The organism is Streptomyces sp. P9-2B-2 (assembly GCF_030406865.1).
Taxonomy (GTDB): domain Bacteria; phylum Actinomycetota; class Actinomycetes; order Streptomycetales; family Streptomycetaceae; genus Streptomyces; species Streptomyces platensis.
Genome location: NZ_CP129126.1, coordinates 7,963,569 through 7,977,511 on the forward strand (window position 1 = coordinate 7,963,569; position 13,943 = coordinate 7,977,511).

Sequence of the window (13,943 nt, forward strand, 5' to 3'; positions counted from 1 at the left end):
CCGCCGTGCCTGCCCGCCCCGACCTGGACGTCACGTTCTACGACCACCTCGCACCAGCGACCACCGCCGGCATCTACACCATCACGGTGGAACACTGCCTGACCAAGGACGGCCGACGGCTGGACGCCACGGCCGAACTGCCCAAGGCCGAGGACCGCTACGAGATCCGCGCGGCTCGGTTCCACCTCGACCCCAGCTCCGTCCACGCCACCTACCCCGCAGCCGGAGCAGCGGGCCGTTACCCCCACGTCCTGCCGCACATCACGCTCCACCGGGCGATCCTTCCCTGGGAGCGCCAACTGCTGGGACGGGCGGTCCCCGCGCCCTGGCTGGCGCTGCTGGTCCTCGCCGAGGGCGAGACCGTGGACGACCCCGACGCCAAGGGCGAGTTCACCACCCGCACCATCGGCCGTCTCCGCAACCCCGCCGAAGCCGGCACGGCCGGGCCGGAACTGTCCGGAGACATCAACGACGACCTGCCCTGCCGCACGATCGATGTGCCGGTGGACGTCTTCCACGCGGTCGTCCCGCGCGAGGACGAGCTCTCTCACCTCACGCACATGCGCGAGGTGCGCACCGCACCCCAACTCCGCGACAACGGCGAGGTGCTGTCCGAAGGCGAGTACGCCGTCGTCGCCGCCAACCGCTTCCCCCGCACCCCCGGCACCTACGCCGTACACCTGGTCTCCCTGGAAGGCCACCTGGGCCGCCTCGCCTCCGGCGCCCTTGCCGACAGCGAGCGAGTGCGGCTGTGCAGCCTGTGGTCCTGGTCGTTCACCAACGCCCCCGACGGCACCCTCGACCCCGGCACGCTGCTGCGCGGCCTCGTCGCCCCCGGCGCCGAGGACCCGGAGAACCTCGCGCTGCGCCACGCTCCCGCGGCCGGCTCGGCGTCCACAGCCGAGGAGCGGTACGCACGCACCCGGCTGCACCACGGCTACAGCGCCGTCGCCCACCGCACCCTGGCGGGGGAGGACACCTACGCGTGGTACCGGGGCCCGCTCACCCCGCTCACCGCTCCGGACCTGCCAGGTGAAGCCTTCCAGGGACCGCACACCACCGCCGACCACGCCCTGATCTATGACCGCGAGTACGGCGTCTTCGACGTCAGCTATGCGGCGGCGTGGACGCTCGGCCGCACCATCGCGCTCGCCGATCCCGACTACAGCGCCGAGGCCGTCGAGGCGCGGCGCGCACTGTCCGACCGCGCCGCCACCCTGGCCGCGCTCGGCAGTGACCCCCACCGCGCCCGGCACGACCCCGACGCCCCGCCCGCCGCCACGGCGCTGGACGAACTCGCCTCGGCCGGCTTCGGGCGCCGCCTGGTCCAGGCCCTGCGAGCCGACCTGCACCCCGAACCGGCTCCCGCACCGGCTGCGCGCACCGCCCGTGCCGAACCGGCCACGCTGCTCGCCGACCCCCGCGCCCGGCAGTCGCTCAGCGCGGTGATCAACGCCCGCACACCCACCATGTCCGAGTGGCTGGACCGCCTCGCCCTGCTGCGCAGTGTGCCTTTCCACCACCTGGTACCCGACCCCCGGATGCTGCCGCCCGAGAGCCTGCGGGCCTTCCGCGTCGACGGGGCCTGGATCCAGGCCCTGGTGGCCGGCGCGACGGACGTCGGCGTCCACACCTCCGTCGACCGTGACCTCGATCCGCTGCTGCGCGAACGGCTGGCCCGAGCTCACCGCCGCCCGATCCCGGCGGCCGGGCTGCTGATCAACTCCGAGCTGGTCCGCGCCTGGCCCGTCTTCGACCTGTTCGCCACCCGGGGCGGCGAACAGGTCGGCGAGCTGCGCCGCGACCACCTGGCGCCCGACATCCTGCTGGTGTTGTGGGACGCCGTCCCGGACAGCGTCACCCTTCGCGAGCCGGGGCAGGGCATCCACTTCGGCATCAACTCCGAACGGCGCGTCAGCCTGCGTTACTTGTCCGGTGACGACGTCGGCTACCCGACCGGCACCGAGTTCCCCGACCCGGTGAGCGGACGCACCGTCTTCGACCACCTGCGCCCCGGCCGTTCCGGTGGCCTGCCGGACGTCCTCGACCTCCATGGCGCGGACGGCTTCGTCGCGGCGCTGTCCGAAGCCTGCGGCGCGGACGACGAGCTGTCGCCCGGACAGTTCGCCCTGGAACTCGTCAACGCCCCGCTGGAGCAGCTCCTGCTGCCCGCGCCCACCGCCGAGGAGACCGCGTGAGCGATACCGACCTGATCGTGCCCGTCCAGGTCCACGCCCTGCTGGCCAACCGGAAGGTGCGCACCCTGCACCCGTTCCACCGCTACCAGCCGAGCTTCGACCGCATGCTCGGCACCTATCCGGACACCGAGGGCCGGGGCGCCGCCGAACCGGAGGCCTTCAGCGGGGCCAAAGAGGTCGGCGGGGACGAGACCTTCGAGGGCGTGCACGTCCAGTGGGAGCTGCCGGAAGCGCTCACCGACGGCCTCATGGCCGAGGACGACGGCCGGACGCACTTCCCCTTGGTGCCCAACCGCTGGCTGGTCGTCCGCTACTCCTGGGTGCGCGGTGAGCGCAAGGCCGTTGGCTGGGTCGTGCACAGCGACTACCTGTACTCCGATGACGACGGCGCGCTGTGGAACGGCTACGACACCATCAACAGCTTCATCAACCCGCGCAAGAAGGACGCCCCCGAGGTCGACTGGCTCGGCCGTGCCCACCGGCTCGCCGACGGCCCCTGGCAGGAACCGCCGGGGGACCGGAAGCTGTTCCTGACCGCCGCGGGCGCTGGCCTGCCCAGCTTCGCGGCCTTCGAGCCCTACCACGAGAACGTCTTCTCCTTCCACGACGACCTCCAGGACCTCAAGGACCCGGCCCACGGCGACAGTTACCCGCCCGACGCCACCCTGAGCTATCTGGTCGTCGGCTGGTACAGCGACACCGACGAGGACATCCTCAACGTCGCGGCCGGCATCCCCGGGCTGCTGCCCCCGGACGCCGACGGATCCTCGGCCGCCGACGTCATCGCCGCCCTCGGCTGGACCGTGGCCGGACGCACCGCCCTCGTCCAGGGCGGCATGGGCACCGCGACCGGGCACGACGTGACGAACGTCCTCGACCACCAGGAGGACACCTACTACCTGAGCGAGAAGGCGCCGGTCCGCTCGGACCGCATCACCGTCGACCTCGGCAGCGTCCAGCAGGTCAGCTCGCTGCACGTGCTGGTGGGCGACCCGGACGGGCAGCACTCCCTGCCCGCCGTACGCGTCCAGACGTCCGTGGACAACGTCAACTGGCCTTCCGCCCACTACCAGGACTTCGACGCCGGCACCCCCGTCATCGAGTACACCCCCGAGCGGCCGGTCACCGCCCGCTACGTGCAACTGTGGATGCTGGAGTCCGGGTCCGGGCCCGCCGCCGTGCGGCGCCTCGAGGCCACCGCCGCCCCCCAGGCGACGCGAAGCCTGTACCACGGCACCGCGCTCGGCCTGGAGTGGGAGCGCGAAGGCGAAGCCCCCGACGACGCCCGCCCCGACGCCACCCATACCAAGATCGCGTTCGGGCACAGCACCGGCGAGGCCGCCACCATGCTGATCGGCCACCAGACTCGCTCGCCGCGCACCGCCCAGCTCTTCAGCGCGCTCTACCACGGCACACTGGACACCTTCGACGGCGCCGCCGGGGACCGCGACCTGGCCGAAGTCACCCACCGCAGCTGGTTCTCCGGCAGCGACGGCGGTCACACCTGGCAGATCGTCCCCCGCGACGACCGGGAGCCTGACTCCGGACGCTCCGGGACGGTGGACGACGATCCGTTCCCGCTGGACGAACTCAACGCGGCGCAGGCCGAGTACGACCACCTCCTGCGGCAGCTGACGGAACACCAGTGGCGGGTCTGGGCGCTGTACTGGCTACGGAACCTGCCCGACGTGGAACGCCCGGGTGACCTGCCCTCCGACTTCGACACCACATGCGACGAGCTGCTCGCCCCCGACGGCGACGGCCCGGCGAATCAGGCCAAAGAGGCTCAGGCGCGGCTCCGCGAACTCCGGGACCACATTCCGCAGGCGGCGGCCGGGCAGGACCTCCAGGACGCCATCGACGCCTGGGCCACCGCGAGGGGCCTGGCCGACCGTCTCCAGCTCAAACGACTGCCCCAGGACAGCTTCTACAAGCCCGCCGACCCCGTCGTCCTCATCGAAGGCACCGGCGGCGGCACCGTCCCGCTCACCCGTGACCGCGACAACCCGCTGCCCTGCCGGGTGCCTTCCCACCTGCTCTCCGAGGTCAAGATCGGCGCGAACTGGACGGCGCCGCCTGCCAGTCCGCCCGACCCCGGCATCACCGGACTGCCCGATGCCTGCACGGACCTGCTCAAGGAGTTCGCCCTCCTGGACGAGGCCGCACGCACCGCCGACAACGGCCACACCGCCCTGCACACCATCACCCAGAACCCCGCGACCCACGCCAGGGGCCCACTGGCCGAGTACTGCGCACCGTGGCGCCAGCCGTGGCTGCCGATGCTGCTGATGTGGAAGCTGAATTACTTCCCCACCCCGTACCACACCGCCGACGGCTATCACTGGACCTTCACCGCGCCCCCGCCCGGCAGCGAACTGGACACCTACAGCTACCTCTGGAACGGCACCGGCACCCTGAAAGCCGACTTCGAGAGCGAGGGCGACGTCCTCAACCGGCTCTTCCGCTCCCGCGCCTACCTCGCCCCCACCACCGTCTACGTGCTGCGCGAACAACTGTCCCGCTACCGGGCCGGTTACCCGAGCGTCAACACCGCGGGCCTGGCCGCGCTGCGCAGGGAGCTCGAACCCCTGGACGTCCTCTCCCAGACCCTCGACGGCTTCAACGACTGGCTGCTGCAACTCGACGGCGGCGCTCAAGTGCCCACCGAGCCCGAGATCGCCGCGCTCACCGGGGAGCAGAATCACGTTCCCGACCCGGCCGGCGGGCCCCACCAGAAGCGCTTCCAGCCCGTACGCGCGGGGCAGTTCTTCCTCACCGACCTGCGTATCGTCGACCGCTTCGGCCGCTGCGCCGACCTGGTCACCTCCGGCGCGAGCGGCAACTGGTACGACCAGTACCCCCTGAAAACCCCCTCGGTCACCCCGAGCCACGACCTCTACACCGAGCCCCGGCTGATCAACCCCGAGCGGTTCGTCCAGCTCCCGCCCCGCATCCTCCAGGACACCCGGCTGGCGATCGCCCAGGAACCATCCGGCCAGGCCGACGGCCTCGCGGGCCTGCTCCTGGTCAACTACCTCGACCGGACCCTGGGCGTGTACGGCACGACCGGGCAGGCCCTGGGAGAACTGCGCACCGTCACCACGGGCGGCGATACCCGGGTCGCGGTCTACACCCCGCTGCCGCACTCCCCGTACACCGGTCACACCGATCCCCGGTTCGCCACCGATCACCCGCAGTTGGCCGCCTTCCTGACCGGCCTGCTCGACCGCGATGACTCCGCCGGCGCCTTCGGAGCCCTGCTCGCCACCATCGACAAGAGCTTGCGCGCCATCGTCGCCCCCGCGGCCGAGGACAGCCGGCTGCCCGGCCTGCTCATCGGACGGCCCGTCGCGCTCGTCCACGCCACCCTGGACCTCGAACTGCACCACCCGCTGCCGGCCGATCCGTCCTGGGACACCGTCCTCCACCCGCTCGGCGCCTCCGCGGACGACGACACCTGGGCGATCCGGCTGGGCGACCCGCACGCCCTGGACGACGGGCTCATCGGCTACTTCAGCGCCGACCCCGGCCAACCGGTCGACTACGGACTGCTGCGAGCCCTCGATCCCGCCCTCGACCACGACTACCTCCAGGCGACCACCAACGGCAGCGACCTCGCCCTGCCCGTCCGACCCGCCACCCGCCCGTGCACGCGACACGTCACCCTGCTCGCCCACCCCCACCTGCCCGTCCACGCCACCACTGACATCCTCCCGGTCCACTCCCTGCGGCTCGATGCGGAGCGCGTCCACCAGGCACTCGCCGCCGTCCGTGCCTCCTTCCGCCTCAACCCGCTCCTCGCCACCACCCGCGACCGGCGAAGCCTCGGCACGACCATGACCGAAGACCCGGACCACCCGCTGAGCAACATCTCGGGCAGCGGGGAGCCCGCGGCAGAGTTCCGCAGTCTGGACGTTCCTGCGGTCGGCAGCACCATCACCCTGGACCTGGGCGCTGTCCAGCAGCTCACCGGCTACTCCCTCCGGACCGGAACCGCCGGGGGCGGAAGCTGGCCGGGTACCCCGGTCCTGGAGTCGTCCGTCACCGGCGACGACGACGGATGGGAGCCGCGGGCCTTCAACGCCCGACAGCCGGTGAACGAGCACACCCTCGCCGCCCCGGTCCCCGCCCGTTATCTGCGTCTGCGGCTCACCACCGACGCCGACGGCATTTTCGGCATGCGGACCTTCCGGGCCACCTGTACCCCCGACGATGCGGCCCTGGTCGTCCCGCCGCTGTCGGCACGTCACGGCACCTGGAGCTGGGCCCAGCCGCAGGCCACCGGGACCGAGCAACTCGACTGGGACGAGCGCCTGCTGATCCCTGCCGACCATCTCGCCCACCCCGACGACGCGATGCCCACCGCGCGCGCCGGCTACCTCCAGCTCCACCCCAGCACCCGGCAGGCCGACCCCGAACCGACGTCCCAGTCCTGACGAAACACCAGGAGACCGCCACCGCATGACCGAGTCCGCCGCCACGGCACCCCTGCGCTACACGCTGACCACGTTCCCGCCCGTGCTGACCCAGGCCGCCCCCGACCGTCCCAGCCAGGGCCGGCTGGAGATCAAGGTCTTCCGCGACCCCGAAGCGGTGCAGACGACCGCCGGCTGCCGCAGCATCACCGTCGAGGTCCCGACCGGCGACCGGCCCGATGCCCTCACCGACCGGCCCGACCGCATCGACGCCACCTACGGCGCTCCACACGGCCGTACCTGGCACATCCGTAAGAGCATCTCCCACAGCGACCGCACCGTCTTCGTCTGCACCCCGGAAAACCCGCGCCACGAAGCCGTCTTCAACGACACCGCGACGTTCACCCTCATCCTCGACCGCATCCCGCTGACCGGCTCGCCCAGCACCGTCGGTCTGCGCATCACCGACGAATCGGCCACCGGATCCGAGACACACACCCGCCGCAGCACCGACCTGCGGCTCACCGTTCAGCGGGCACCCGACGGCGGGTCCTGACCCGTTCGGATCCGACCACCCGCGCGAGTTCGTACCCGCCCATCCACGTTCCTGCCGCCGACCGACCCCGACCGCCCTGACCGCCCCGACTCCCCGAGTCCGCGGGTGTCCGCCCTGGGAGGCCCTGCCGTGTATCCCACCACCTCCGACGCCCCGCTGTCGGTCACCTCACAGACCACTCCGCCTACGCACTTCACCGTCTCCACGGCCGAGGAGGTCAAGCGCGGCACCGTCTTCCTGACCTTCGCCAAACCTGCCGCAGCCCCGGACGTGACATGTGCGGAGATCAGCGTCTCGCTGCCGCGTGGGGACGCGGCCACGGACCTGGTCAACGACGAAGCGCGCGCCAACTACACGCTCATCGACGACTACCCACGCGACAGCACCGGCGCGGCATGGTCCATCCACCGGCTGCCTGCCGCCCCCGTGACGACCGCTCCCGAATGGGGCGAGGCACCCGGCCACGAGTTCACCAACATCTTCGACCCCCGAGACGACTTCTACTACCGGACCACCGGACTCGTCCCGAAGGACTCCGCCCTGGTCGTCGACTACGGGGTCGACCAGGACATCACCACCCTGGACATCGCGACCGGCTTCACCAACGGCCGCAACAAGGTCCAGATGCTGCTTCTCCAGTCCTCGATGGACGGGCTGCACTGGAACAACGTCGACGAGCACCCCGTCCAGGACACCTTGCGCATCGAGCGCACCTTCGATCCACCGCTGCACGCCCGCTATCTGAGGATCTTCACCATCGTCGAACCGTCGAACGAGGGCTACGCCGTCGTCCGGCGCTTCCTGGCCAACCAAGGCACTCGGACTCGCTCAGCCGACGACCCCGTGACCTTCGTGTGCACCCCGGACGACGGAGCGGCGGTCTTCGACGCCTCCCGCGACTTCACCCTGATCCTGTCCAACATCCCGATCAACCAGACACTCGGCACCGCCGCCCTGGAGATCACGCAGACGGTGATCGCCGGCGGCGGCGAAGTCCGCCACACCACAAGCCTGGACGGGTTCGAGAAGGCCGATAACGCCTTCGTCTTCGAGAACTTCTCCAGCAAGCAGCCCCGCGTCGACAACGGCGACCATGTCACCCTGCACTGGACGGGCAGCCCGGCGAACTCCGACTACCACCTCTCCTGGGACGACCGGACCGAACGGATCAGCGTTCCCGCCGGCCGGGACTGCAGCTTCGGTACGGCTGACCTGCCCAGGTTCGCCGGGCTCAGCCGCACGACCACGTTCGTCCTGGACGCACAGACGATCAACTCGTCGGGTCAGACAGTCCACCACTACCAGTCCACCACGGTGACCGTCGCCGACCCCGACATCGAGGCCGGAAGCCTCACCGCCACCGACCGGCTCGCGGTCCGGGCAGGCGGTACCGACACGTTCCTCGCCCGAAGCGACGAGGCCGGCACGCATGCGCTCACCGCCCACGCCGAAGGAGACGTCACGATCATCGCCTGACCCAGCGCCGGCAGGTTTCCGCTCCACGCCGACTCGCCTCAGGAGTCCCCATGAGCTCCCGCAGCATGACCGTCGACCGGCTGCTGACAGCCGTGCCCGACGACCCCGCACCCCTCGCGGTCTCCACCGCCAGCAAGACCAAACTCGGTGTCATCCGGCTCAGGTTCAGCAAGGCCGCGGGCGTCCCGAACGTCGAGTGCACCCGGATCGCCGTCACGATCCCCGTGGGTGACACCGACACCGACCTCACCAGCAACCCCGGGAACATCGACTACAAGTACTCCAGCAACGGGAACTGGCGCATCGCCGCCAGCAGCGACCGGACCACCTACGTGTGCACGCCGTCCGGCCCGGGCGGGAAATTCGTCTTCACCGACGCCGCCCACTTCACGCTCACCCTCGACGCCATCCCGGTGAGCCGCCTGCCCGGCGAAGCACAGTTGACGCTCACGGCCAACGCCACGACGAATCAAACCGACGGGGAGGACTGGACCGTGCCGATCACCAAGTCCGTGGACGATTTCTTCTTCTTCCGTGCTTTCTCCTGTGAACAGCCACAGATCCCCAACAACGGTGCGGTGACCCTGCGCTGGGAAGGCAGCGAGAACGAGACCGAGTACTGGCTGTCCTACGACGGCCGAGAGCCCCAGCAGGTGTCCGGTCAGAGCACGCGGATCGAAGGGATCACGGACACCACCACGTTCGTCCTCGACGCGCGAACGCCGAACCCGGACACCAAGGAATTCGACCAGCACCACTACCTGTCCAGCACGGTCACCGTCAAAGAACCCACCATCGTGGCCAAGGAACTCACGGCCAAGAAGGTCAACGTTCCCGACACCTTCACCGCGGACAGCAACGACAAGACCACCACGCTCCACGGCCGTACGACCTTCGAGGAGGACGTCACCGTCATGGCCCGGCTCATCGTGCACGACGCCATCACCAACGAAGCAGGCACCGTCCGGATCGACGCCGGCTCCGGGAACATCACCACCACCGGAACCGTCCAGGGGGCCGGCTTGAAGGCCGGCACCAGCTATGGGATCGCGAGCAATGGGGCGATCACCGGGTCCGGCCTCAATGCCGGCAGCGGCGACATCACCACCACCGGAGTCGTCAAGGGCGCCAGTCTGAAGGCGGGCACCAGCTATGGGATCGCGAGCAATGGGGCGGTCACCGGGTCCGGCCTCAATGCCGGCAGCGGCGACATCACCACCACCGGAGTCGTCAAGGGCGCCAGCTTGAAGGCGGGCACCAGCTATGGGATCGCCGGCAACGGAGCCATCACCGGATCCGGCCTCAATGCCGGCAGCGGCAACATCACCACCACCGGCAAAGTGAGCGACAACGGCGAGATCCTTCGCTTCGGCACGATGGTCGTCATCCGGAATCAATACCACTCAGGTGAGGGCCTGAACGAGGACAACGCTACGAAGGCTTACGTCTCCCTCAAGTCCATCCAGAACAACAACATGCGGTGGAGGTGGTTCCTGGACCGGCCCCGGTGAGGTCTTCGGGTCCGGGCCCCTGACACCGGCGGCCGAGGCGTGTCTCGGCTTGTTTTGACCCAGGCCCGAACGTCTGTAATGCGTACAGCGTTCGGGCCTCATCCCGGTTGAGGTCTCCGCTACCCATGAGCGGCAAACGGGATCAGGCGAGCCCCTGTTCAGCTGTGGTCGGCGACAGGAGAGGTCAGGGCGTCTCGGGGCGAATTCGCCGTGGTGGGTGAGCTGTTCGGGTACGCGGAGCCCGGTCCCGGGATGGCCGCGGCGACTGTGGCCGAGGCGAGGGCCACGCCGCAGCCGATCAGCAAGCCGGTGCGGAATCCGCCCTCGGAGGCGAGGGTGATGCCTCCCATGGTGGGGTGTTGTTCGGCCCGCTGCCGGGGCGGGCCCTCCGAGGAGCCCCGGTGCCCGCGGAGCCGGACCGGCTCCGCTGGCCGCCCCACCGCTGCCGGATGGGGAGGTTCAGGGGGTGTCGTGCACCTGGATGGCGGCGGCCGGACAGACGACGGCCGCTTCACGGGTGAGGGCGTGCTGGTCCTGCGGGGGCTCCGGCTCCAGGACGATGACGATGCCGTCCTCGTCGCGTTGGTCGAAGACCTCGGGGGCGATCAGAACGCACTGACCGGCGCCGCAGCACTTCTCCTCGTCGACGGTGATCTTCATGCAGGGGTCTCCTTCTGTTCGGGGTGGGACGTGTGCTGCCGGGCCGTCACCAGCGGACGGGGACCTCGCGAAGACCGCCGACCAGCAGTCCTTCCAGGCGTTCGAGGTCGGCGGCGGGGATGTGGACCTGTCCGCCCGATCATGTACGGGGCGGACAGCCACTCGCAGTCTGCCGACGGCGAGGGCGATCAGTAGAACAAACGCTGCGAAGGCGGTGAGCGTACGCATGTTGTTGAACAGCTCCCAGCGCCGCAGGATCTCCGCGTGATCGGCCGGGGCCGAGGTGAGTGCCCACTGCTTGATCCGTCCGTTGATCGGCACGTTGCCGAGCCGGGTTATCAGGAAGGACGTGAGGGCCAGTAGACCTGCCGCACCCGCGAGCAGTCGGGTGCGCCCCGCTGTCAGGACGGCGAGCGTGAGGGAACTCAGGATCGACGCGCCCATCGCCGTCTGCATGGTGATGCCGTTCATCTTCATCAGTTCGGCATGGAATGACAGCCGCATCGCAAGTGGTACGGCGTTGAAGGTGGGGACGAGATTAGCTGCGCCGTAGCCGAACGCGCCGGCGAGGAGGCCGGTGGAAAGCAGGGCGAATCCATGGACGAGTCTGATGCGCATGTTCGTCGGCTCCGGTGCATTTGCTTGGGGCGGATGAGTTGCCCATGGGGTCGGCCCGTAGGCGATGAGCCGGGAGCCGAGGCTGGCTTCAAGGGTGGCCGGGTATCCGTCAGAAGTCCAAGATCCTTTACTTCTGACATCCAGAACCATCTGTTCTGAACCATCGGCAGCTGGGGTAATTCGCCACTGTGGCGCCGGACGGAAGCCCTGGGACTTGCGTCCGGTCGATCACGTACGGAGCCAGATGCCAAGGGCCGCGACGGTCGCGGTGCCGAGGTAGACGTAGCCGCGTTTGTCGTAGCGCGTGGCCACGGCCCGGGACTGCTTCAGCTTGTTGATCGCCCGTTCGACGGTGTTGCGCTTCTTGTGCCGCTCTTCGTCGAAGGCGGGCGGCCGTCCACCGCGTGAGCCTTTGCGCAGACGGGCAGCCCGGCTGTCCGACTTCTCCGGAATGGTGTGCCGGATACCGCGACGTCGCAGGTACTCACGGCATGGGCCGTTGCTGTACGCCTTGTCCGCCGCAAGGCTGTCGGGCTTCTTGCGCGGCCTGCCCAGCCCGATCCGAGGGACGCGGATCCTGTCCAGCACGGCCTGGAACTGCGTGCAGTCCGCCCGCTGTCCGCCGGTGACAATCAAGGACAGAGGGCGGCAGCGGCCGTCCACGCTCAGGTGGAGCTTGCTGGTCAGCCCACCACGCGAGCGGCCCAGACCCTCACCTCGTGCACCACCTCCACCAGGCGGGCGAACAGACTCTGCCACGGTGTTTCGCCCTGGTGTTCCGCCGCTTCGGCCCCCTTTGGCGCAAGATCCGGCGGCGGGGTGGTGCGGGCGCCGGCCGCGTGCTGATGCGCGCGCACGATCGTGGAATCCACCGAGATGTCCCAGTCGATCTCCCCCCGCGGCATCGGCCGCGGCCTGCACCTGGTGCAGTAGATGCTCCCAGGTGCCGTCCGCCGACCACAGCCGGTGGCGTTCATAGACCGTCTTCCACGGTCCGAACCGCTCCGGAAGATCCCGCCATTGAACGCCGGTCCGCACCCGGTGCAAGATCCCGTCGATCACCTGCCGGTGATCCCGCCACCTGCCGCAACGGCCATTGCCGACCGGCAGAAACGGCTGCAGCCGTTCCCACTCCGCGTCCGTCAGATCACCCCGCCCCATGCCCACATCAACGATGCGACCACAGGGCGGTCACATGATCGGGCGGACAGGTCCTAGTCGGCGTCGCTTCCGACGAGCCGGGTGCACAGCACGAAAAAGGATCGGACTCATCCCCTAGGGTCGGCCGTATGACGCTGTCTCTGCGAGAACGAGAGCAATTTCTGGCGGAACCTCATATCGGTGCCTTGTCGGTGATGGAACGGCCGGACCGCGCACCGCTCACGGTTCCCATCTGGTATCAGTACACGCCTGGCGGCGAACTGTGGGTGCGTACCGGGCCTGATTCTCGGAAGGCGCGCGCGATTCGGTCTGCGGGGCGTTTCAGTCTGATGGTGCAGCGGACCGAGCCGACGGTGCGCTACGTGTCGGTGGAGGGCCCGGTGACCAGAACGGCGCCAGATAGTCGCCAGCGATCCTGGGAGATGGCTGAGCGGTACCTCCCGCAGGACAAGGTCGCCGAGTTCGTCGCCTACGACCAGACACAGCTGGGGGAGCACATCGCCCTCTACATGCAGCCGGAACACTGGGTATCGGCCGACCTGGGAGCCTTCTGACGAAAGGCTGTGGCACCCGCCCAGAGCCAGAGCTCACCGAACGTCCAAGCCTCCGGTGCGAAGGCAACCCGAGCTGCGTTCACCGAGCTGTGGAGTTCTACAGGAATGACGTCGCACCAAGAGGCGGCCGGACGGTAGTGCTGGTTCAGCTTCTTCACCACGATGCCTTCGAGGCCCACGTCAGCCGCTCCCCACTCGTGCACTGAGCCTTCCGCCTCGGCGCGGTCGCTAAGGGGGCCGGCCCGGGCCCCCCACGCACCCGCGGGAGGCCCGGTCGGTCAGTGGTAGTGGCGCATGATGTCGGTGGCCCAGTCAGGCTGGGTGGTGTGGCCTTGAGGGCCGAACTCGGTCATGTAGGGCTTGATGTCGAGTACGGGGGTGCCGTCGACGGCGTCCAGGCCCTGGACGTGCAGGTCGAGGCCGTCGGTCTTGAGGAGGCGGCAGTGGGAGACGCCGAGCCGGTTGGGGCGGTTCTTGCCGCGCTGGGCGAAGATGCCGACCAGGGGCCAGTCGGTGTTGCCGCGCGGGTGCCGGGCCCCGGTCTGGATCTTGTCGTTGGGGACGCGATCGAAGTGGTAGACGACTTCCAGGTGGGAGAACGTGTCCAGGCCCGCCACCGCCTCCGGGCCGTACTGGCCGGCGTCCAGGCGGATGATCGCGGTCTCCTTGCCCCAGTCGTCGTCGCGGACCTCCGCCCGGCCGCCGACCACCTGGCCCACCGGCACCGAAACCACCGCGGCAGGAGTGCTGTTCTCGGGCATGTGCAGTGCCTTTCATCCAAAGCGTCGGCCAGT

At 69.6% G+C, this 13,943-nt stretch carries 9 protein-coding genes and 2 pseudogenes; 6 read left to right on the forward strand and 5 right to left on the reverse strand.

Translation table 11 applies throughout. The features are described from left to right. The first annotated feature begins 5 nt into the window (after positions 1-5). The 5 genes from QT196_RS34965 (at position 6) to QT196_RS34985 (ending at position 10,156) form a co-directional block, all read left to right on the forward strand. Positions 6-2,198 (forward strand): hypothetical protein, encoded by a 2,193-nt coding sequence (locus QT196_RS34965; RefSeq protein WP_168482653.1) that lies wholly within the window; start codon positions 6-8, stop codon positions 2,196-2,198. After that, on the forward strand, positions 2,195-6,634 hold the full coding sequence (locus tag QT196_RS34970; RefSeq protein WP_266732717.1) for a discoidin domain-containing protein: 4,440 nt from the start codon (positions 2,195-2,197) through the stop codon (positions 6,632-6,634). The genes QT196_RS34965 and QT196_RS34970 overlap by 4 nt, the downstream gene beginning before the upstream one ends. Before the next feature lie 25 nt (positions 6,635-6,659). Then, on the forward strand, positions 6,660-7,169 hold the full coding sequence (locus tag QT196_RS34975; protein ID WP_266732718.1) for a hypothetical protein: 510 nt from the start codon (positions 6,660-6,662) through the stop codon (positions 7,167-7,169). 129 nt (positions 7,170-7,298) lie between these two features. Continuing rightward, the gene (locus tag QT196_RS34980) at positions 7,299-8,645 is read left to right on the forward strand and encodes a discoidin domain-containing protein (RefSeq protein WP_168482656.1); all 1,347 of its coding nucleotides are present in this window, start codon (positions 7,299-7,301) and stop codon (positions 8,643-8,645) included. Positions 8,646-8,695: 50 nt separating this feature from the next. Beyond that, positions 8,696-10,156 carry a hypothetical protein gene (locus tag QT196_RS34985; RefSeq protein ID WP_168482657.1) on the forward strand — a complete coding sequence of 487 codons (1,461 nt, stop codon included), beginning with the start codon at positions 8,696-8,698 and terminating at the stop codon, positions 10,154-10,156. A gap of 158 nt (positions 10,157-10,314) precedes the next feature. Here the strand turns inward: QT196_RS34985 and QT196_RS34990 are convergent. The 4 genes and pseudogenes from QT196_RS34990 to QT196_RS35005 form a co-directional block, all read right to left on the reverse strand. Further along, a pseudogene (locus QT196_RS34990) lies at positions 10,315-10,506 on the reverse strand (MFS transporter); the annotation flags it as partial. Positions 10,507-10,615: 109 nt separating this feature from the next. Then, positions 10,616-10,816, reverse strand: coding sequence for a ferredoxin (locus QT196_RS34995; RefSeq protein WP_168484201.1), 201 nt, complete (start codon positions 10,814-10,816; stop codon positions 10,616-10,618). Between the two features lie 204 nt (positions 10,817-11,020). Further along, positions 11,021-11,584 (reverse strand): annotated as a pseudogene (locus tag QT196_RS35000) (DUF1772 domain-containing protein); the annotation flags it as partial. Positions 11,585-11,662: 78 nt separating this feature from the next. After that, positions 11,663-12,595, reverse strand: a complete 933-nt coding sequence (locus QT196_RS35005) for an IS5 family transposase (RefSeq protein WP_290356793.1) — start codon at positions 12,593-12,595, stop codon at positions 11,663-11,665. A gap of 128 nt (positions 12,596-12,723) precedes the next feature. Here QT196_RS35005 and QT196_RS35010 point away from each other — a divergent pair, with 128 nt between their 5' ends. Then, entirely contained in the window at positions 12,724-13,149 is a 426-nt protein-coding gene (locus QT196_RS35010) for a pyridoxamine 5'-phosphate oxidase family protein (protein ID WP_168482658.1), read from the forward strand. A 278-nt stretch (positions 13,150-13,427) separates the two neighbouring features. Here QT196_RS35010 and QT196_RS35015 read toward each other — a convergent pair whose 3' ends face one another. Beyond that, the gene (locus QT196_RS35015) at positions 13,428-13,910 is read right to left on the reverse strand and encodes an SAM-dependent methyltransferase (RefSeq protein WP_290356367.1); all 483 of its coding nucleotides are present in this window, start codon (positions 13,908-13,910) and stop codon (positions 13,428-13,430) included. Positions 13,911-13,943 lie beyond the last annotated feature (33 nt).